14 protein-coding genes are annotated in these 23,314 nt (G+C 42.7%); 10 read left to right on the forward strand and 4 right to left on the reverse strand.

All coding sequences use genetic code 11. The features are described from left to right. Position 1 precedes the first annotated feature (1 nt). Positions 2-2,305 (forward strand): phosphoketolase, encoded by a 2,304-nt coding sequence (locus BW716_RS29530; RefSeq protein WP_083729671.1) that lies wholly within the window; start codon positions 2-4, stop codon positions 2,303-2,305. Positions 2,306-2,466: 161 nt separating this feature from the next. Then, on the forward strand, positions 2,467-3,327 hold the full coding sequence (locus BW716_RS29535) for a glycoside hydrolase family protein (RefSeq protein WP_083729672.1): 861 nt from the start codon (positions 2,467-2,469) through the stop codon (positions 3,325-3,327). 75 nt (positions 3,328-3,402) lie between these two features. On the opposite strand, the gene BW716_RS29540 is transcribed toward BW716_RS29535, so the two are convergent. Both BW716_RS29540 and BW716_RS29545 read right to left on the reverse strand, forming a co-directional pair. Next, entirely contained in the window at positions 3,403-4,188 is a 786-nt protein-coding gene (locus BW716_RS29540; RefSeq protein WP_083729673.1) for an AraC family transcriptional regulator, read from the reverse strand. 49 nt (positions 4,189-4,237) lie between these two features. Beyond that, positions 4,238-5,887, reverse strand: coding sequence for a lectin (locus tag BW716_RS29545; RefSeq protein WP_083729674.1), 1,650 nt, complete (start codon positions 5,885-5,887; stop codon positions 4,238-4,240). A 370-nt stretch (positions 5,888-6,257) separates the two neighbouring features. Here BW716_RS29545 and BW716_RS29550 point away from each other — a divergent pair, with 370 nt between their 5' ends. The 5 genes from BW716_RS29550 to BW716_RS29570 all read left to right on the forward strand — a co-directional run bounded on the left by BW716_RS29550 (position 6,258) and on the right by BW716_RS29570 (position 17,146). Then, on the forward strand, positions 6,258-9,944 hold the full coding sequence (locus tag BW716_RS29550) for a T9SS type A sorting domain-containing protein (protein WP_083729675.1): 3,687 nt from the start codon (positions 6,258-6,260) through the stop codon (positions 9,942-9,944). Positions 9,945-10,005: 61 nt separating this feature from the next. Then, on the forward strand, positions 10,006-15,501 hold the full coding sequence (locus BW716_RS29555) for a fibronectin type III domain-containing protein (RefSeq protein ID WP_143709109.1): 5,496 nt from the start codon (positions 10,006-10,008) through the stop codon (positions 15,499-15,501). A gap of 3 nt (positions 15,502-15,504) precedes the next feature. Continuing rightward, on the forward strand, positions 15,505-15,978 hold the full coding sequence (locus tag BW716_RS29560) for a hypothetical protein (RefSeq protein WP_083729677.1): 474 nt from the start codon (positions 15,505-15,507) through the stop codon (positions 15,976-15,978). A gap of 78 nt (positions 15,979-16,056) precedes the next feature. Continuing rightward, complete coding sequence (locus BW716_RS29565) at positions 16,057-16,557, forward strand: RNA polymerase sigma factor (RefSeq protein ID WP_220388862.1); 501 nt, start codon at positions 16,057-16,059, stop codon at positions 16,555-16,557. After that, positions 16,547-17,146, forward strand: a complete 600-nt coding sequence (locus BW716_RS29570) for a hypothetical protein (protein ID WP_083729678.1) — start codon at positions 16,547-16,549, stop codon at positions 17,144-17,146. The genes BW716_RS29565 and BW716_RS29570 overlap by 11 nt, the downstream gene beginning before the upstream one ends. 202 nt (positions 17,147-17,348) lie before the next feature. Here BW716_RS29570 and BW716_RS29575 read toward each other — a convergent pair whose 3' ends face one another. Then, entirely contained in the window at positions 17,349-18,158 is an 810-nt protein-coding gene (locus BW716_RS29575; protein WP_083729679.1) for an SOS response-associated peptidase, read from the reverse strand. A 6-nt stretch (positions 18,159-18,164) separates the two neighbouring features. Further along, positions 18,165-18,662, reverse strand: coding sequence for a hypothetical protein (locus BW716_RS29580; protein ID WP_083729680.1), 498 nt, complete (start codon positions 18,660-18,662; stop codon positions 18,165-18,167). Between the two features lie 189 nt (positions 18,663-18,851). Between BW716_RS29580 and BW716_RS29585 the strand changes: the two genes are divergently transcribed. The 3 genes from BW716_RS29585 to BW716_RS29595 all read left to right on the forward strand — a co-directional run bounded on the left by BW716_RS29585 (position 18,852) and on the right by BW716_RS29595 (position 22,723). Next, the gene (locus BW716_RS29585; RefSeq protein ID WP_143709110.1) at positions 18,852-19,454 is read left to right on the forward strand and encodes a hypothetical protein; all 603 of its coding nucleotides are present in this window, start codon (positions 18,852-18,854) and stop codon (positions 19,452-19,454) included. A 577-nt stretch (positions 19,455-20,031) separates the two neighbouring features. Further along, positions 20,032-21,588 carry an alpha,alpha-trehalase TreF gene (gene treF / locus BW716_RS29590; protein ID WP_083729682.1) on the forward strand — a complete coding sequence of 519 codons (1,557 nt, stop codon included), beginning with the start codon at positions 20,032-20,034 and terminating at the stop codon, positions 21,586-21,588. 256 nt (positions 21,589-21,844) lie between these two features. Then, complete coding sequence (locus BW716_RS29595; protein WP_083729683.1) at positions 21,845-22,723, forward strand: right-handed parallel beta-helix repeat-containing protein; 879 nt, start codon at positions 21,845-21,847, stop codon at positions 22,721-22,723. The last annotated feature ends 591 nt before the right edge of the window (positions 22,724-23,314 follow it).

The following is a 23,314-nucleotide window of genomic DNA, read 5'->3' on the forward strand; positions in this document are numbered from 1 at the left end:
TATGTTAGAATTACTGCATCGTTATTGGGAAGCGACGAATTATCTGGCAGCCTGCCAGATATATTTACAGGCGAACCCGTTATTGAAAGAACCATTAAAGGCCGAACATATAAAGCCTAGGTTATTGGGGCATTGGGGCACTTCGCCGGGACTGAATTTTATTTATGTACATCTGAATAGATTGATCCGGCAAACACAGGCGAGTATTATTTATATCTGTGGTCCGGGACATGGGGCGCCGGCAATGCTGGCCAATACATACCTGGAAGGTACTTATTCGGAGATCTATCCGCATATTACACAGGATGAGGCAGGGTTGAATTTATTCTTCAGACAGTTCTCTACACCGGGAGGTATACCCAGTCACGTGAGCGCACATACACCCGGGTCTATACATGAGGGGGGCGAGCTGGGATATTCACTGGCACATGCTTTTGGGGCAGTGTTCGATCATCCTGATCTGATAGCCGCCTGTGTAGTGGGAGATGGAGAAGCAGAGACAGGGCCATTGGCAGGTAGCTGGAAGTCGATAGAATTTCTGAATCCAAAAAGAGATGGTGCGGTGTTGCCTATTCTGCACCTGAATGGATATAAGATTTCAGGACCTACAGTGATGGCAAGGATGTCTGATGGTGCATTGGCGGATTTATTTGCAGGGCATGGATATGAGACTTTGTTTGTGGAGGGAGATGATCCGATGGAGATGCATACTTTGATGGCAGGTGCGTTAGATCTGGCATATGCACAGATCAGGGCGATACAAAATTCTTCACGTGAGAAGCATTGGCCAATGATCATTTTGCGTACACCAAAGGGGTGGACCGGACCAAAGGAGTGGAAAGGGAAAGCAATAGAAGGTACGTTCAGAGCGCACCAGGTGCCATTGACGGATGTGAAAAAAGACCCTGCGCAACTGGCATTATTAGAAGCATGGTTACGAAGCTATGATCCATCAACATTATTCGATGCGAATGGCAAATTGATTGCTTCATTAGCGGAATTACCTCCATCAGGAGAGAAGCGCATGAGTGCGATACCATATGCAAATGGAGGCAAATTATTAGAGGATTTACATTTGCCTGATTTTCGCAGGTATGCCTTGCTTGTAGTAAAGCCGGGGGAGACTACGGCAGAGACGACAGTAGAGGCAGGGAAGTTAATAAGAGATGTTTTTTTAGCGAATAATAACTTCCGGTTATTTTGTCCGGATGAAACGAATTCAAACAGGTTGGGAGCGGTGTTTGAAGTAACAAACCGGATGACGGCAGAGACGATCCTGCCGGATGATGATCATCTTTCTCATGATGGAAAAGTGATGGAAGTATTGAGCGAACATCTGTGTCAAGGATGGCTGGAGGGGTATCTGCTCTCAGGCAGACATGGGATATTCCCCTGTTATGAAGCGTTCGTAACGATCATTGATTCCATGTTCAATCAGCATGCAAAGTGGCTGAAGACCTGCCGGGAATTGCCGTGGCGGCAACCGGTGTCATCATTGAATTATTTACTGACATCACATAGCTGGCGGCAGGATCATAATGGGTATAGTCATCAGGGCCCAGGGTTTATAGATACTGTGGTGAATAAGAAGAGCAATGTGATCAGGATTTATTTACCACCGGATGCAAATTGTTTATTGTCAGTATTGGATCATTGTCTGCGTAGCCGTGATTATGTAAACCTGATCGTAGCTGGTAAGCAACCAGAGTTGCAATGGCTGGATATGGATTCGGCTATACAGCATTGTGCGCATGGTGCTTCGGTGTGGGAGTGGGCGGGGAATGGTGATGATGGAGCGCCGGATGTTGTTTTGGGTTGTGCGGGAGATGTACCTACATTGGAAACGGTGGCGGCAGCGTGGTTATTGAGAAAACATTTACCATCGTTGAAAGTGAGGGTGGTGAATGTCGTAGACCTGATGGCATTGTCTCCTAAGGAGAGTCATCCGCATGGTATGGAGCCGGAGCGGTTTACTGATTTATTTACAGATACACAGCCTGTGATATTTGCATTCCATGGATATGTGAGGATCATACATGATCTGGTGCATGGAAGGCCGGATCCGGTGAGGTTTCATGTGAGAGGGTTTATGGAAGAGGGAACAACGACAACGCCGTTTGATATGGTGGTGTTGAATAATATGAGCAGGTATCATTTGGCGATGGAGGCGATCAGGCGGGTGCCCGGTTTGGAAGCTTCAACTGTGCTTGATTTATTTAAAAATAAATTAGCGGAGCATGATGCATATATAAGAGCGCATTTAGAAGATATGCCAGAGATAACTAATTGGAAATGGAGTGATTAGTGTTCTTTTAAGGTTTTACCATCTGGTGCAGTGAGTATTTTTTGTTTGGTGCTGCGCAGGTACCCCGGGGTGGACTTCCGATTGGCTACTCAACTTTTATAAATATAGATTTTCTTTTATTAATTTTGTTTCTTTAATCACTCACTGTAGTAGCCTAATCTATGAAAACCAATGCTCTTCTCATTCTTTCCCTCACCCTGCTATTCGCCTGCAGCAAGAAAGATGACACAACAACAACCAGTACGAACAACGGTAAAAAAGGTGCCTGCTTTAGCACCTATACCACAGACGGTACCTGGAACGGAAACATTGTAAAATTGAAAGCCAACTGGTTCTACACCTGGGGTACAGATGCGCCCCTGGATATTGCACCACAAAATGCTGAATTTGTCACCATGTTCTGGGGCTCAGGCAATGTCACAGACGCAAATATCGCTTATGTCAACAACTTGAAGGCGCAGGGAAAAGTAAAGTACATTCTTGGTTTCAATGAACCGGATCTTTCTGATCAATCCAACATGACAGTGGCAAAAGCCCTGGAACTCTGGCCTAAATTGGAAAGCATCGGTTTACCACTGGGTAGTCCTGCGGTTGCATGGCCTACACAGCAATGGATATACGATTTTCTCGATTCCTGTATTGTGAAGAATTATCGTGTAGATTTCATTTGCGTACATATGTATGTGGGATTGGATGATACGCATTTTGTATCGGTATTGTCTGATTTGTACAACAAGTACCATAAGCCAATCTGGATCACCGAGTTCGCTACAGTAGATAACAATGCAAGTACTGTAGAAGGGAATATGTATACACCTGATCAGGTGCTGGGCTTTATGCAGCGTTTATTACCCAAGCTGGATTCATTGCCTTATGTACAGCGTTATTCATGGTTCTCCAGTTCACCGACGAGTGCGCGGTTATGGCCTTCTTCATTGATAGATGCGAGTGGGAATTTGACGACGTTGGGGAAATGGTATGCGGATCATGAACCGAATAATAACATTAAAGCAGCACAATAGTATATTTTCATTTCCAGGAAGGGCGTCATCAAAAAGGTGGCGCCTTTTTTTGTGTTGATTTTGAGTAATGTACTTTTAGCTACCAGCCCTACACATCACATCCTGCAATTGCCAATACACCTGCGGCGACATGCCTACATAATGTGTAAAATCTTTAATCAGGTGGCTTTGATCATAATACCCGCATTCCTCCATCACCTCAAACCAATCCGGTGTCTTTCCGGGTTCCAACATCCCGATGGCTTTTTGAAACCGCTGATACCTGTTTACCTCTTTCGAGCTGAACCCTAAATACTTTTTATAATTCAGCTGTACCGTCCTTTCACTTTGCGCGGTCTTCTCCGCAATTTGTTTTGGGTTATCATTAAACCCATTCTCAATAATATTCGCTGCCGCCGGATCCCGCTCACAAAGATACAACCCCGAAAAATCCAATAGTTTCTCCACCTGCAAAGCAGGATCTTCAATTCCATTCAACTCCTGCCAAAGATCAGCAAAACAATGCGTCTGAATTAACTTATCCGGATCAGTTAAATAATGTTGTAAAGGTTTTCCAAAAAAACGATAAAAAGCATCGTCCTTAAAGTTCGCCACCAAAATCCTGCTCCCAGCAGGCATGGTATATTTCATAGACTTTTTAACCGGCCCCAGTACCAGTGTTTTCTCAATAGGCAGGAACTGCTCATTCCCATATTCCAACGGTACCGGCGGCCCAAAATTGAATGCCATGATAGACTGAAAAGCAGGTAACAAATGCTTCTCCACAGGAACCCTGCTAAGATTCGCAGCATAGTAAAAGTGAGAGAAAACCTGTTCCCATGTGGGCGGAACGGCGATGCGCATGCTGATATATTCCTGCATAATTTTTTTAAAGACCCGCTTATGTTTTAGTATAAGCGGGTCTTTAAATTTACAAATTTATTTTGAAGGACTCCCAGCCTCCAACGGTTGCTCTGTTACACGTCATTGGTTGTAACCCATCCTCACTGGAAATATACATTCCATTATTCCCTTTCAATGAAATGCTTCCATCTGCGTTCGTCACCCAGTCAAACTGTTCCCACAAGCCAATCGCGGTGCGATTACAGGTAATAGGCTGTAATCCATTTTCAGAAGAGACATACAGATTACCATACTTCAAAGCAATCTTTCCATTCCCTGCATCAACCACCACAAACTGCTCCCAGCCTCCGGCATTCGTGCGATTACAATTCATAGCCTGTGTGCCGTTTTCGCTACTTACATACAGGTTGTTAGATCCTTTCAAAGTAATCGTCATTCCCACCGGGTTATTCGCTGAACCACCAGGTACAGTTGGCGTTTGCCTGATGGCCGTCAGAGTGATCAGGCCTTTCAGCATCTTACCACCATCACCCGTCAATCGTAAATAATAATCAGCGGAGCAGGCTACACCATCTTCATCCAGCGTAACAAAACCGGATCCAGCAGGAATAAAAGCCGCACTTTCTGCTGTCTTAGCAATCTGGTTACCTTCATTGTATTCGTCAAACATGGAGATATAAATTCCCTGACAACCTACACGGATCATATTGTAAAACTGTCTCCACATAAAGTCACCATGCGCGCGTTGTTTTTCCTGCAGATCGCCGGGCAATACACAGGGTTGATAATCTATACCATTTGCATTGCAATATGCCTGATCCGGCGTATTTACAGTGGTGAAGAAATTGTCGGATTCTCCTGCATTTCCAATTCTTCCTACCATCCATGGAGAAAGCATATTGAATGCTTTGTAAGTGTTCAGGAACGCAGGTCTTGAATCACTATTCTCTTCCCGCCAGTGAGTAGGCACGCCGCCAATGACGTAACATCCCTGGGTCTTAAACCAGTTGATCACTTCCAGGCATACATCAGCAGACCATGGATGGTTGTCATCATTAAATCCAAATCCCCATATACAAACAACTGGTTTATCATTCTGTCTGGCATAAGCGGAAGACGTAGTGTAGGCAGACATCTTCGCCAGCCAGTCAGCTTTGATTTCAGTCTGCATATTTGTCCAGCCGCTTACATCGTACATAATGTAAAACTTTCGTCCATAGGCTTCAGCAGCGCGTTTTACCTTTGCAGTGACAGAATCGCGGATAGGGCCTTCCTGTCCGTTCGGGTTGAAACGTTGCAGGGCGGCAGCATCGATGTTATTTTCCTGCATCCACCGAAAATGAGTATTCACGGTCTGATCGGTGTAGGAAGAAAACAGGGTTGCCGGCGAACCATTGCCCAATGCGGGCCATCCGGTTTTAAAGGTGCTGGTATAATCTCTGACATCCGGCCAGGACTTAATACCGTTGTTGGAAGAGGAGGGTGTTTTGGCCCAGTCCTGCGTCCAGTGCCACCATGCATTGATAGGAGAGCCATCTCCGGTACAGGCGAACCAGCCCTGGTACCCCACTACAATTTTACCTACTACATCTCCGGCAGGAGAGGCATTGGTGACGGATAATCCACTGGTTTTTAAAGTAATGGAGGATTCTCGTTTGTTACAACCGAAGCATAGCAGTAACAGTGCTGCCCATAGCAGCATAGGCATGGTTTTCATGGTTTTTCAGGTTTTTATGGTGAGGGAAATTCTGCTACATGGGTATTTAAACGGAGAATCGGGGATATTATTTTGCTTTCAATAACCAGGTTTCATGAAACATAAGTGCTTCCAGAGATGTTGAAATTGTTGGAATGCGAGTTGGAGCTGGTGGTTCAAGATGGAAAGGTAAGGCGGTTTTCGTGATTAATTGGGTAAGGTTTTTTTGAATTTTTATGTGATTTTTCTTTAAATAATTTTTTATTTCCAATACATTCGTATATTCGTAATAACCACTGCAGCATTAATGTTAACCACTATCCGTGCTGCATTACAGACCATATTCTTTATAAAGAATATCAACCAAAACAGTAACAATTAAGCCTATATCATGAAGTTTGTTACCACGGTAATAATATTATTATTACATCTGTCGGGCTTAGCACAAATAAATGTAAATGTTTATGCTCACCTGACGCAATTTAGCTCAATCGGCGCATTGTCACTTGACAAAACGATGTCATTGGGTTCATCCTTATTTTCTGTAACAGGTGGCGTTGTATACAAGGCAACAGTCAATCATATACCACCATTTGCGCTATATCGGGATGATGTAAGAATAGGAAATATAAGTAGCAGTAGTATATATCCCATAAGTCCTGTCAGGGGGGAATTACAATTCTATGGAGATGTAAGTAGTTCAGGGTATTTCTCCATAAGATATGTGTATGAGATGGCAGCGCCACAGCAGGTAAGCGCAAGTGTATCGTCAACTACACAAACTTGTGCTAATACTGTCATCACACTTCGTTCTATTGATAACTGGCCTTTATTTAGTGATAATATTCTGAGTACAAGAGTGATATGGGAATATAATCTGAATGGCTCGCCTGTGTGGGTAGGATTAGATTCAGCATCAGCAGGGTTTAGTTTCTCTTTTATACCGTCGTTGTATATGCCGGTTACGGGAATACTAAATGCCCGTTTTCGTTGTCGTGTCAAAGCAAAATATACTGATCAGGTATATTATTCTCCGTATAGTACACCTTCAGATTTTTATACGATCATACCGGCTCCACCTGTATTAAACAAGGCCGGTGCAATAGTGATAACGCCAGCATGTGCAGGTATAGCAAATGGTAAGATTTACCTTCCCGGAAGTGCGCTTACCAGTATAGATCCTTTCATGTATTGGTTATTGCGCCCCGGCAATGTTACTACTCCCTGTACTACAAATTGTGGTGATCTGGTGGATTGGAGTAATGGTGTAGACAGTGTAGCAAAAGGCGTGTTGATAAAAGGTATATCGGCTGGTACATATACTTTATGGTTAATAAATTCCGGGGGAAGTTCGGGTAATTGTTTGACTCCGATAAATATAGCAGTACCTGAGATACCGGCACTTTCATTAGCCGTAAGCTCAGTCACGCAACTTGCCTGCCATGGTGCAAAGGATGGTATCATCAGTGTACAGGCCACAGGGGGCGGTGGTTATACTTATTCCTTAAAAGGGCCTGCAGGAGAAGTGATAAATAATACAACGGGTTACTGGGGGAATTTGTCCGCTGGTAACTATCAGGCAATGGTCAGTGATACATTTTGTAATGATGTAAGGGTTGTAAGTATTACGCTTATGGAGCCACCTGCAATAGTAAGTACCATCAATGTGTCTGGCGCTTCCTGTAATCTTCCCGCTGATGGTCTGGTAGACATTACTGCACCCGGGGGGATAATTGGTCTGTACAATGAGGCCGGCGTAATACAACCTTCCTTTTCCGGATTGGCGGCAGGCAACTATACAATCAGGGTATCTGACAGTAGCCACCCTACCTGTCCTTCGTGGGATACGAGTATAGCATTGACAGCACCTCCACCGCTTTCATTACAATTAATAAAAATTGATTCCGTCAGTTGCCAGGGGGCTAATGATGGTCATCTACAGGTAACAGGCAATGGGAATCGTTTCCAACTTATAGGCCCGGTACAAATGACGAATACTACAGGAGACTTTAATCACCTTCCTGCGGGAGAATACATAGTGCAGGTAAGGAAAAATAATACCTCCTGTGATGATGTCCTGTCCCGTCAATATACAATTTATGAGCGTCCACCATTACAGGTCAGCATACAAGCAACTCCGATTACCTGCTACAATGCTGCCAATGGGTACATGGAAGCCCGCGTAACAGGTGGAACAGGGGCTTATAATTACACGTGGGAAAAGGTAGGGCAACCGAACTGGTTTGCCATCGGGTCGTTGGTAGAAGAGGTCACACCTGGTGCTTACAATGTAACGATTACAGATAATGGATGTAGCATGACTTCGGATACAGTCGTATTGACGAATCCTTTGCCACTCGCTATATCTGAAGTACATATCAGAGAAGCAATCTGTCTTGAAGACGGTGCCTCATTTGACATCACGGCTTCCGGCGGAGATGGTCAATATACATATGATTACTCCTGGGATCATGGGGAAATATATTCACCGTTAGAACAGATCCATACGCCGGGAGAATATGATATAAGAGTAAGCGATGGAAATGGATGTATGGCCTGGGCAGCGGATACCTATACGATCAATTTACCTGATAGCCTGTATTTTAAGGCTGCATTGACCAATATTACCTGTAGGGGGAATGATGAAGGACGGATCGATATTGCTGCTTCCGGGAATGCGTATTCGCTTTCCTATAGCCTTGATAATATTGATTGGCAGGAATCACCGGTCTTTGACAGGTTATTAGCAGGTGAATACACGGTTTATGTAATGGATGATCGAGGGTGTACCAAATCCTTATCAGTCGAATTGCTGGAAGACAACGTTCGTCCGCCGCTTGATATTAAAGTTACGGGTATTCAAAACGTTTATTGCGGAGCAGATACAACTGGCAGCATCAGTTTTATCACCTCCGGCGGCGAGGCGCCTTACCAATATTCCCTGGATAATACCAGCTGGGAGGGCGCTCCTTATTTTTCCGGATTATCAACCGGAACCTATACAATTTATGCAAAGGATGCGTATGGCTGTCCGGCAAAATATCCTGCTGTAATAACAGCCGAAGATCCTGCTATACAAGTAGCAGCGGTCATCAAACCTGTTCAGTGTTATGGTTCACTCTCCGGTGAATTGAATGTAGCAGTCACAGGAGGTGATGGTGTATATCAATATGCATGGCTGGAGTCTTCTTTATCCACAAATAACCTGACCCATTTAAGAGCAGGGGAGTATCACTTTTCTGTATCCGATGGGAGAGGTTGTCATCAATCAGGATCGTATGTAGTGCCACAGCCTTTCCCGTTAACGATGCAGGTAAGCGCTGTTCCTGTTTGTGACGGTCTTCGGGATGGTATAATAAAAATTCTTGCTGATGGCGGTGTTCGCAACTATGCCTATTCCCTTGGAGATGCTAACTGGACAGACGATTCAGTATTCACTCAACTCGGACCAGGAGGTTATCCGGTTGTTGTAAAAGATGCCAATGACTGCCTGTTGGAAGAAAAAATAACATTATCTAAAAAGAACACGCAGCCAACGGTCAATTTTCTCGTCGTCTCCCAGGACAACGTATCAGATACGCTTGCGGTTCGGGAAATCTGTCTTCCTGCCCCTGACGCTGTCAACTGGGAATTCTCTCCTGCAGCAGAATGGCTGGGCAACGATCTCTATGACGCACCATTGATCCGGTTTAACCAACAGGGAGACTATTGGATAAGAATGTACGCCACCTTCGGTAGTTGTACTTACACCTTACAAAAAGATGTAAACATCCTGCCGTTCGATCCGCTGGTCATTCCTGTATATCAACTACCAGCCAACATCATTGATACGGTTATCATTTCTCCCAATCCCAATAACGGCTACTTTAAATTTAAAGTGCTGCTAAATAAAAAGCAATCAGCCACCATCACTGTATATGATCTGAATGGCCGGTTAATAGACAGAAAAAAATATTCACCTGTACTCATCATAGAAGACAACTTTGACCTGAAAAATGTTCTTGCCGGTATGTACCTGCTAAGGGTGCTAACCGAAAATGACAGCAAAGATGTGCCATTCATAATCAGCCAATTCTAGTAAGGGAATATGGAATATTGGCCGGTAACTGCCGGCCACCATAACCCAAAAATTCCAGCAGATGAAAAGCCTACAGTATTTAATCATCTTATTGTTTTCCTATACATGCACCTTGCAGGCGCAGGACTATCCTGTTACTGCCAGTACACAAATCATACCTCCCTACAGTTTATTTCTTCCGGATTATTATTCCGGGGGAAGCGAAAAATTGCGTGTCATACTTTTACAACGCGATCTCACCCAACCGGGTTATGAAATCAGTCTGCAACTGACGATAGAGAGGAATGGTACAATGATCATGCGTTCCTCACCATCTTTTCATTCCCCATCCATCACTTTAAATGCCGGTGTTCCCATTATTATCAGCAGTGCTGCGCTGGCAGATTATTTTTTAGCGGACAATATTCTCTTCAGTGGGGGCTACAGCCGTGAAGAATATGAACGTACCAGGTCATTGCCAGAAGGCTCTTACCGCCTTACCTTTCAGGCTTATGATTCCCATCGTCCTGGCATACAAATAAGTAATGCGATTGCCAGTGTATTTTTCTTACAAAAGAGCGATCCGCCATTATTGAATCTGCCCATTTGCGGTAGTCGTGTAGAAAGACGGGATCCTCAATTTTTAACATTCAACTGGTCAAACCGAAATACCAGTCAGGCAAACACGTCCTATATTTTCTCCCTGTATGAAATAAAACCCGCTGGCAGTACCCCGGATTATATTATTCGCAGTACCCGGCCGCTTTACACGATTACTACGGACAATACGACTATGCTGTATGGCCCTTCAGAACCTGCACTAACAGACAGCATGCAATATGTGTGGATCGTGCAGGCAATAGACAAAGAAGGGAAAGACCTGTACAGCAACCAGGGATATAGCCAAAGTTGTACATTCACCTACCTTGGTACCAATCCATTCGAACAATTTGAAAAGCCAGTCTTATACGGAACTGTTCAGGGTGAACGGCAGCTCCGCTACCATTGGCCACTCAATGCAGTAGATGCATACCGGCTTCAATACAGGGCTGTGGCAAAAGATAACATCACCTACGATTGGCAAACGGTAGAATTCACGGCTGATAGTACTACTCTCATCAACAGTCTTGAGCCAGACAGGGAATACGAGGCGCATCTTCAATGGAAACTATCCGGTGTTTATAGCAGCTTTAGTGACCTCCTAACACTCAAAACCGCAGCATTACAGCATATTGCCTGCGGAGATGCAGGGTTATTGTCCCCGTCCTCCAATAAACAGTTGCAGGCTACCCTAATGGTAGGAAATATCATTCGCATTGGCCATTACGACGTAATCCTGACCTCCCTGACAAATGGGCGTATCATAACTCCTGGTTTAGGTTTTGGTCTGGAAGTATATTTAAACAATGTAGTTGTCAATACCGATTTTGTAGCCATCAGTGGAGAAATGCATGCCGTTACAAAAGGTATAGATCAATTTATCCAAGCAGCTGTGGATGCTCAGCATGGTGGTGATGACATGGGCAAGGTAAAAACAGGTGATCTGTTAGCAGATATCACTACCCGCTTACATCTCTTTACCAAAGAAGCTATCGCCGTAGATACCACTTCCCATACTATCACCTTAACCGACAGTGAAAACGGCACCACACAAATCATTCACTACACGACTCTTCCATTGCTAATTGAAGATGCGAATGGAAATATCTACCAGATCACCCAGCAGGGAGCCGTCAACTATGTGGGCAAGCGGGATATCGCCTTAGCGGCCAATCTTGCTAACCTCCAACTCAGTACCGGCCGGATCGATTTCGCTGCGGGCAATGATAACAAATACGCTTTCGATACCTATCACGCTGATTATCCATCCAGCTATGAATCATTAGCAAATGGGCAATACCATGTCAGTGCCAAAGCCATCATACCTGGTGCGCAGGAAACAATCATAGCTTCTCGCTCAGATACCTCGTCAGTTGTATTTATAACCAGAAAAGGAATTATCTACCCGTCTACCTGCACAGACGGTACCTGCAAGGTCACAATTACGGGTGGCCCTGCAGGAGATGCACAGGAGTTATTTGCTATCCATCCCGATGGCACCAGTATTGGGAAGTTACTAATAGCCAGCTATCCTTCCTTACAAAAAAGGGTGGTTTTGATTCCCATCGGGGAAAACATTCTCATCCCCGAAAAGGCCATTTCTCAAACCCTTGCAGCAGTGTACGGAAATGTAGGAATATCGTACGCGCTTGAAACAGACAATAGTTTTAAAAATAACATTTCGTGGGACCAGAACAAAGATGGCGTATTGCAGGATAGCAAAAGTGCATTGCTCAGCAATAGTTTCACGGGCGAAGAAAAGGCCATGAAAAGGGCCTATATCCAATCTCACAGGATAACAGACGACGCAGTTTACCTATTCATGGTCAATGAAGTGGCCCGCGAAGATGCGGGTCTGCTTGGTAAAATGCCCCGCCAGAGTCAGTTCGGGTTTGTATTCATAAAGAATGGCACTGACGCTGAAATCGCCCGCACAGTGGCCCATGAAATAGGGCATGGCGATTATACCTTAGAGCACGCTGTCAGTCCATCTACTAACCTGATGACAACAGGTACGGGGCTGGCATTATATAAATTCCAATGGGACATTGTGCATGATCCGGGCAGTGTATGGGGCATCTTTGAGGATGATGCAGGCAGTGAATTAACAAAAGGGCTATCCTTATACAAATGTTTGCAAAAAGATGCCCAGGCTGGCTGTACATCTTCATTCTATTATGCGCCGGATAGCACGGTCGTAAATTTACCTGCTGGCGCAGTACCACTCTCTGTTTTTTACCAGGACTTCAGCAAGGGGAGTCCTGCGATGGCAGGTTCACTCAATAGTTTTGAATATGGGGGAAAAGAATATAACGCCATCTATTTTGTCAGCACGGGGAAGTTTAAAGGATATAGTTATGATAAATACGATACATCGACTTATATCTATAGCCGTTCTAAACAGGCGGGTGACGATGTCAATATTATCGAGGCTGGCAAAGAAATTTATACCTGTACAGTAAAGGTTAACAACGTTCCTTATGCAAACGATGGTTGTTTGTGCCAGGATAATAAATATACGCAGCAGTACAACCGCCTGATGTTGCAGGTAATTGGTTCAGATCAACCGGAAGTACAGGCAGAAATAGCGGCAATCTGTAAAACTATCATCTCTCTTCCCGGGGATGTATTAGCAACAAGTGATGAATTATTCAATTGCTATTATGACAATCCAGAACTCTATTATATAGATTGGAATGAATCTCCGGATGTGCTCTCATTTGAGCAACTGAAGCAGATGCATCAGCAATTGAAGGAGCTGGATAGTAGTATTCAATTATTGAAGCGGTGTGAATTTACGAGTGGGAGTGATATAGTGAAGTTCATAAACGCTCATTTTGTGATTGCTGGCACCAAGACTTCGTATCTAACTCATGCGCAATTCTCGGATCTTACACCCGAAGTTCGGGCATGTTTAATCACGAAATTACTGAAAGACGATTACGGGCAGCGGTGGTCAGTAAGCAGTGGAGGCTTCGGCGGGCAGAATATCATGCTTGAAATAATAAGAAACTGTGCTGGTACAGCAGCGTTACATGAGGTTATTAAACGTTTACAACAGGAGCGAGTATTGTATACGCTCTTATCAGATACTTATGATTATCTCTATTTCTCCAAAGGCAATTTCACTCAGCTATGTAATGCGATAACAGTTGCCTGGTTGAATGAAGAGAAGCCTGGCAATGATATGGAATTGATCCAACAATTAGCCACTGAAAAAAGGTGGTTGGTATTTGACAATGGCTACCTTACTGCCAGTAATCAGGAAGATTTTAAAGATAGAGAGCAAAAGATTAGTTTGGAAACCAGGGAAGGGGTAGGGGCGTATCTGAAAGTCATATTATCGGGATTGGATGCGGGGGGGGTATTTTCGGATTATGCAGAAGGGAATCCGTTTACAGGGAAGTTTAATCCGTTGGATTATCTGATAGTTATTCCAAGACGGGATGTCAGTGCATTTGGTACAACTTTGGAGCAGGGGGTGCCTTATATATTCCCGGCGATATCAGTATATGTATTATTTAAGCAGGATACAAAGGCAGCGGCAGAAACCTTTGGTGCATTGGTATTGAATACGGGGTTGTGTGCTATAGGGATGGAGGGGTTGATGGGGGCGGGGGCAGTGAAGACGGGTGTGGAGATGTTGAATGTGAGTCTGGCTAGTTTTGTTACTTATGCGAATGTTGCTCCGGAGATGTATCAGGATCATCCGGAATTGGTGAAGTATACGAATTATTTGGCGATGGCATATATGGTGGGGAGTTTGACGGTGGGGAGTGTAAAGGCTATAAGGAATGCGAGGGTGAATGTTCCGGCGGAGATGATGGCGGGGAGGTATGTGGGGGATGCGGGGGAGATTGAGAAACTGGCAGTTGTTGTAGCAAAAGAGGAGGAGAAGACGTTAGAAACGTATTTGGGAAATCTGAATGATGATAAAATCTATATAGTAGTAAAAAGTGAAGGGAATGCCTATAGTGTAATTAATAATGGTGTAAAAATCACTTTAAATAATAATTCATTAGTAAAGTATTTTGATGAAATGGGTATTTCTTCTGATAAAGAGATCGTGATACTTTCCAGCAGTGAATTAAATGCTGCGCAGCAATTTTGTACTGTTTTCGATATGTCTATCATTGTGAATGATGGATGGGTGAAAATTTATGATAATGGAGTGATTGAAGCGGAGGCAGGATTTAGGAGGTTGTTTCCAGATGGCAGAGCATCGCAGGCGGTGAGAATAGGAAAAGAAGGAACTCCGGGGAATTTGGTATTATTACTAGGGAATGATGTGAATTTGGAGGGGTTGATAAAGGATATTATTTCTAAAATAAAGAAAAGAATAGCAGGTTCGTCCATCAAAGACCATGAATTTAATTTTCCGATGGAAGATGTCGAATCAATGGTAAAAAGAGGGGCAAGAATAGGACTTAATGATGAAGAGATAGCGGATATTATTTATAATGGTTGTAGAATGGATAAGCTTTATACAGCAGATGAGCTTATTGAGCAAATGATGGTATGGAACCAAATTAAAATAAAAGGGTATCCTGATTTATTTCATAGTAAAAGGGATTTGGATGAATTCGGTGATTTATTGAAGGAACTAGCGAGAGAGTGGGGACTTCCGGCAGAGGATGTTTATTTGGAGGGAAGTGTATTGCGGATCAAAGACAAAAAGCAAATTGGAGATTTGGATGTTAACATAATTGTGGGGGAGGAAGCGTTTACGGAATTAGTCAGAAGATTTAAAGCGAAGGTAAATACTGATAATGTAATTAATCAGATAGGGAAAAATGGTAAAATCGGAGGACTAATAATGTTTAAAAATATAAATGGAATATCGTTTACTAGAGATTTTTATTATCGGTTTCAATTGAAATATAGTCAGGCACTTGCTGATAGAATTGGAAAACAGATTCAAATCGCAATTATAAAAAAAGGTAGTAACCTTGATATTAGTCCAAAAATAAAATTTTAATAAATGAAGTATAAATATTTTCGCACTTGGTTCGCCCTGAATGAGGATACGGAATTGAATGAGGATTCACTTGAGAAAATCGATTTTTATTATAGATTTTTCTATGAAAGTCAATTGAATTGTATGGTGGGCCAAAGATTTTTGAATGAGAATTTTGATTTAGTATTTTATACAGGAGAGAATCTTGAAAAGATTAATGTTTATCATAATGAAAACTTTAAAGGTATTAGCCTATTTCAAGTCCTTAAAAATTTGTCGGATTCCTCAATTTCGACAAAGTTTTATGTTAATAATCAATTCCAAGGAATGGAGTTATATAATTATGATTCTAAATATCAATATGTCCGCAATCATAAATTCGATCTAAATTACCAATTAACAGAATACCGCGAAGCTATCTACAGTTCTGACCAAACCCTCCAAAAAGAAAAAATCTTTATCCCTTCCCTCTGGCAAACCTTTGAAGAGGATTACTAAAAAAAATCCCCTCCCGCCTGTAACATTCCCCCTTCCCCCCACACTAACTAAAAAAAACAATCACCTAAAAACCAAACTTTGCCCACCGAAAATGACTTCCTCACACTCCTGGATACCCACAAAGGCATCCTCCACAAGATCTCCAAAATGTACATGGAATCTCCTGAAGACCAACAGGACCTTTTTCAGGAAATCATTTACCAACTTTGGAAAAGCTACTCCTCCTTTTCCCACCAAAGCAAATTTTCCACCTGGATGTACCGCGTTGCCGTAAACACCGCCATCACCTTCTTCAAAAAAGAAAAGAGAAAACCGCTTACCACCTCTTCAATCCCGGAAAACCTCCCAACTGAAGAAAGCGAAGCGATCTCCCAGGAACTAAAGCTATCTCACTTCTACAAAGCAGTACAGCAATTGGAAAAGATAGAAAAGGCCTTAATCTTTTATCATCTTGAAAACTACACCCATAAGGAAATAAGCCTCCAGCTAGGTATCAGTGAAGTAAACGCCAGAGTTAAGTTAAACAGAGCAAAAAATAAATTAAAAGAACTCATAAAAAATCAAGGATATGAATTTTGACGACATCCAGGCTGCCTGGAATCAGGAAGGCAATGAAAACATCCAATTACCAGCCGCCCTCAGCGATCTCAAGGGCAAGAATTCCCCTGTAAAGAAAATAAGAAGTGCCATGCGTACAGAGTTGATCTTTCAATTATTTGGAATGATCGTAGTGGGCTTTTCCCCTCAAATATTGGGTTTGCATAGCAACTTTCAGCTGGCTTTTTATATGACTTATGGTTTCCTGATCATCATTTCAATCTATTATTTAATCCGGTTTTACTTCTTTTACAACCGTCTTTATAATTACACCCTCAACTCAAAAGAGAGTCTTTACAGCTTGTATTACGATATAAAAGTAAATATTGAAATGTATAGGTCCTTCAATTATGCCCTGATACCAATTTTAGTGATAATGACTTCCCTCTATTTGGTAGCGAAAATTTCTTTAGCTTCCCTGATGGATCAAAGCCACCTGCTTACTTTAGGCGTTATCATTCTGGCGATATCTACAATAATAATATATGGATTTCTGGAATTTGGAATAAAACTTAGTTATGGGAGGTATCTTAAGGAGATCGGTTCTATCCTGGATCAGTTAAAGGAATAATGGAAGCTGTCCCTGAAGGGGTCAGCCCCTAGCAGGAAAGCAGGGTGTGTAAATGGAGGTTTAGTGCTTCTATCTCAACTAAATATTTATCAATAGGTTAAAACTCACGGACCCATGCAAGCATTCATTACCGATAGATATACCTTCAACTGGTTGTTTGCCAGTGAATTATGTCTAAAAGATACTTTTTCCCTCAGCCTTCCTAAAACAAACTCTGCTGCGTCCTCGCATTCAGCGGCGTATCATTTCCCAACGGCGGCAACGCCTGCCATTCCCAATGCGTATCCTTCTCCTTATGATCTGGCCGCAGCTTCGCTCCACGAATCGTATATACCGTATTATATCTCAACTCATCCACCGGTATCTCATAATTCAACACTTCCCGCACCCCAGCCTCTGACAACTCCGGATCAATCCACTGTTTCGCCATCTCATGATGTACAAAAAGCGGCATCCGGTGTTTATTCTCCCCACTATTATGTATCTGCGCCATCAACTCATTCGCCGGACGCGTAATCAGGGTGTACGTACCTGCCTGAAGTAACTCACCTGTGGCCGTATCAACCTCCGTACTCTCCTGGTACAATCCAGGCAAAAAGAACAAAGGCGTCTCCTTCATTTGCACCAGATAAGGCACCTTATTCTTCCACCCATTTATCTGCCGGTGCTCAAAAATCCCGCTCACCGGAATCAGACAACGGTTATTCCGGATCCTGTACCAATAAGACTTATGGTCATCCAGTATCCGCTCACTTCTGGCATTTATCATCCCGGACCGCCTCGCCTTCCTTTCCTTCGGATCTTTTACATACAAAGGCGTCACACCCCATTCCATATTGGTCAGCTGTGGCGCCCCATCCTTCGTATTAATAACATAATACAATGGAAGCGCATGCCCCTCCACATGAATAAGCGCATCACTGTTCAATTCCATTTGCCTGTTATCCTGAAGATTAGGAAAGATATCAAGCGTAAGTTGAATATTCGTATGAAAAGAGACATCGTAACACATAAAGGATCATTTGATAATATCATAAAAAGGCACTTCCAGCCGTTGTTTGCCTGTATTAATAATAGCCATCACACGGCCATAGCGGAGGTTAAAGTCAATATCCACACCCGTATCTCTGTCAGGTTTTAGCTGTGTCTGGCTACGGATATATTTCCGAACATCTTCAGCATAAACCTGTTGCATCTGCTTCGCCCAGTTCTTGTTTTTCAGAGAGTCGATATAAACCTGATAAGTTGAACCAGGTGCCAACAACGCCAACAGCTTATCCCGTTGTGCAGGTATTGACAAATCTACCGATTTACCTTCATTAGGCAATAGATGTGCTAAATGATCTGCGGCATCTTCGGGATAACTATATCTTGTCGCCATAAAACCGGCTCCATTGATGATCCCTGTCCATTGAAACCGCTGTACGACCAAAATTGGTTCCCCCATCAGCAGCAATTGCTGAATTCTTTCTACAGTGAGTGGTTCAAAAGGATTGTATTGCTGTATGAGTGCCATTGCACAAAATTGCGCATTTTAAGGATAAAATCAATTGAAGGTGTTTTAGGGGGAAAAAGATTGAACGTATCATTTCCAAAAAAACGACTGGAAGATTATAACTGGCAGACGATTTTTATTGTAAATCACGCGGATTAAATTAATCGGTCACTTGTAAGAACAAACAATTTCAATGTTAAATATTCATCTGTGAAATGTATTGGAATAGAAATTGACTATGTTTACCAAATCAACGTAAATACCTTTTCTATGCCCGTTCATAGCGGATTCTATCAGTTTTATATTGTGTTTCTTCAGATGAAGAATGAGAATATATCTTTCAAAGAAATAGTGGCAAGATTGAAACTCGTGCCAGCGGATATTCTTGATGATTGGAATAATAAATATGAAATTGAACACCCTTGTATTGATCTGGAACATTGCATGAGTGTAGAGATTTCACCGGAGGATAACCATGTTGGTCATTATCAAAAGTTCAATTTTGATAATACACTGGATGCCCTAAGATATGAACTCGATGAGTTGCTGAATGAAACGGCGCAAGGTATGCATGATACGAATGCCGGTGCTGATGATGAAGTTTTTTTGATTATGTTAGAGGAGACGACTTTGTTCTTTCATCGCTATTTGACAAGTATCACCATTACGCCTATATCAGCGAATAACTACTGGATAGGTTTTTCGCTTAGTGAATCGTCTGGGAATCTTGTCAAGCAAGCGAAGAAAGTTATTCATTTTTATATGAAATGGATATTTACTAAGAAAATGCAGGTTGCGTTTAGCTGGAATTAAGGGGTAGAAACTCATAACGACTATATAACAGAATTGCGCATATTTTCAAAATACTCGCCTTATTGATCTGAGGAAGATCAATAAGGCGATTTTCTTTTTATCAGAATAATTCTTAAATTCAATCACAATCCATTGTTATGAAATTTGATCTTAGTCATTAGCGGTTTCCACGAACCTTTGCTCTGCTGCCTGGTCAAAAGATAGCATCGCCACCGTAATAGAAATTGAATAGTGAGAAGGGTTGTGGCAGGGTAAATAATTAAATCCGCCGGCCTGCTACCGAAACGAAATAATATTAGAACCCACTATAGACGATAGCGGTTTGTACACATATATTTCAGCCTGGTCAAAAGATAGCATCGCCACCTTAATAGAAGTTGAATAGTGAGAAGGGTTGTGGCAGGGTAAATAATTAAATCCGCCGGCCTGCTACCGAAACGAAATAATATTAGAACCCGCTATAGACGATAGCGGTTTGTACACATATATTCCTGCACAGTCAAAAGCCACCATCACCACTATTTATAGAAGAAGTGGCAGGAGAATTGCAGCAGGGTCATTAATTGAATAGAACAGTATGAGAACAATACCTGTCATTTGCCTGATCGTACTCTTTGCAGCCTGTAGACCAACTGCCAAAGAGGAGTCTCCTGTCCAGCTATTTCCAGGGCTTTTTGAAGACGTACAATCAGCACATATTTTCCCGGATAGCAAAACCTTTGCAGATGCTATCCCGAAAAAGACACCCGGCGAGATAATGACTTCTTACAGAAGACAAAAACAACAGTCCTCCTTCCAGCTGGCGGATTTTGTAAATGACCATTTTACAATTCCTGTACCCGCTGCGGCTAATTATGTGACTGATACCACACAGGATGTATCTGCCCATATCCGTTCATTATGGAAGGTGTTGCAACGAACGCCTGATAAGCAGGAGACGGGCGGCTCGCTCATCCCTTTGCCACATCCGTACATTGTACCCGGTGGAAGATTCAGGGAAGTGTATTACTGGGATAGTTACTTCACCATGCTCGGTCTGAAAGAGGACGGTGATACAGCACAAATTGATAATATCATCCAAAACTTTGTATGGCTAATTGAGAACCATGGTAGTATTCCCAATGGCAATCGTACCTATTACCTGACACGTTCACAGCCACCTTTCTTCTCATTGATGCTGGAACTGGATAATCGTCCCGTTTCATTTTACCTGGATGCTTTGCAGAAAGAATATGATTTCTGGATGCATTCCGCACAAAAGGAAACTGATGAACATGTGGTATATCTTCCAGACGGGCATAGGTTGAACAGGTATTTTGACAAAGGAACATGGCCACGGGAAGAAGCATGGACGGAGGATATCCAGACTGCACAACGACCATTCAATAATAAATCCAAAGAAACGGTTTACAGGGAGCTGCGCTCCGGTGCTGAAACCGGCTGGGATTTTAGTAGCCGATGGTTTGAAGATGGACATTCGTTGAAAACGATTCATGTGACGGATATTGTGCCTGTGGATCTGAATTGTTTAATGTATCACCTGGAAATGACATTGGCAGCAGCTTATCGTGAAAAAGGGAATACTTCAAAAGCTGCAGAATTTGAAAAAGCGGCGAAACAAAGAGCAGATGATATCATTAAATATTGCTGGGATGATAACAAGGGATGGTTCATGGATTATGATTTCAGGAAGAATGCTCAGACGGGCATCCCAAGTTTGGCGGGCATATATCCATTGTTTTTTGGAATTGCTTCGCAGGCTCAGGCGGATAAGATGATGAGGGAATTGCAGGAGGAATTTTTGCAACCTGGTGGATTGGTGGCAACGCCTATAGAAACAGGGCAGCAATGGGATGCGCCGAATGGATGGGCACCATTGCACTGGATGGCGATTGCAGGTTTACTGAAATATAATAAGGATTCATTGGCGGGAGAGATTGCTTCAAGATGGTCGCATTTGAATATAAAGACTTTTAGGGCGACCGGAAAATTGTTAGAGAAGTATAATGTAGTGGATACGACGCTTGCTGGTGGGGGAGGAGAGTATCCGAACCAGGATGGGTTTGGTTGGACGAATGGCGTGTTGTTGAAGATTTTGCATATGCAGGAGAGGGGGGAGTTGAAGTATCCTTGAAAGGGGATGTAGACAAAAAATGAAATTGGTATTTATAACGATCACCATAAAAATATAAATTCTGATAGAGGGCAATACCAGCATCGACCTGTTATTGCCCTCAAATAATACCAGCCCCAACATCCGCCATCGTTGCCGGGAACGATTGCGTAAATAAATCCCCGCTCTCTTATTCATTTATCCTGTATTTAATTGTAAAATTGACATAGTTGCGCAGCTAAGATACCCTCATTTCTTAACCTCTTATTTCCTAGTTATGAAGATCAATCTGATGATTGCCCTATTGGTATTAGCATGTACCAGCTGTAGCAAAAACGAAGATCAGGTGAAGCTGCCATCTCCTGTTTCCACTGCCGCAATCGGCGAAGTAACCGCTGCTGCTACCACTACTGTCACAACCGAAGCGGCTTTGAAAACAGCTGTAGCCAATGCTAAAGCAGGTGACGTCATCGCCATCAGCGGCACTATTAACCTGACCAGTACCCTACAATTACTCAATAGCGGTACTTCCAGTTCCAAGATCAATATTTATGGTGGAACACTTAATGCTGCCGGCGCTGGTAGTTGGGCTGTGAAAGTAAATGGTAGCTATTGGAATATCCAGAACATGCGCATTACCGGCGGCCCCTCTTCCGGTATCGTATTCCAGTCAGGAGGAAATAATTACGTGAACAACATCACTTCTGATTACAATGGGAATACTGGTATCCAGGTGTACAATGGCGCCTATAATGTAAGTATTAATAATAGTTATTCTAATCAGAACTATGATGTATCTGCAGGCGGTGAAGATGCGGATGGCTTTGCATGTAAGCTGTCAAGTGGTACTGGTAATTCATTTACTGGTTGCTATGCTTCTTACAATTCAGATGATGGATGGGATCTGTATGGTAATCCAGCTCCTGTAAAGATCAGCGGTTGTACTGCGGAGCATAATGGTAAAGGTTCTAATGGTGATGGTAATGGGTTTAAGTTAGGTAGCTCTGGTCAGAGCATTGCACATACTATTACAAACTGTGTGGCGAATTATAACTCTCCGGGTTGGGGTTTTACAAGGAATGGTAATGCGAAGGGAGTGATTATTTATAGCGGTTTGAGTGGGACAGGTAATGCTGCCGGGTTAAGTGATTTGTAATGTCTTAGTGAATTGTTGATTGATAATAAATAAGAAACTCGCTTTTNNAAAAGCGAGTTTCTTATTTAGTGAATTGTCTAAGAACATGTTTGAAATTCCATTTATAATATTTGCAGCAGTATCACTGAATTCGCCTCTTATGGTATGGGGATCTGCATTAGTAATCATTAACAATGTCACTACTGTAGATACTGAAAAGTTTCCGCAGGAACCAGGTATTCAAAAATTCGAGGTCATTGGCGAAGAACCATATAAGGTATCTATCTATAGATCCATCCTGAAAAAATCAAATATCCACTGGTATTTATCAACAAAACCTCATCGTAGGAGAAAATTTTTTATCATAAATATGGAGCTGGTATACAGGTCAGCCTCTATTTGGATATGACGGGATCTTTGAATTCACTCCGGTGATTTAAAATCCTAAAACCTAAACCAACATCCCCCTGGTGGTGGAAGGTCTGGCAGTCAGAGGGGAAAATACTATATCAGCATAGCACACTTATTCTATCTGCATGACTCGCATACTCAAGGCGTATTTCCCGGCATTCATCCATAAAAATAGCCTTTCCATATTTTTCTACATTTATT

Source organism: [Flexibacter] sp. ATCC 35208 (assembly GCF_001975825.1).
Taxonomy (GTDB): domain Bacteria; phylum Bacteroidota; class Bacteroidia; order Chitinophagales; family Chitinophagaceae; genus Chitinophaga.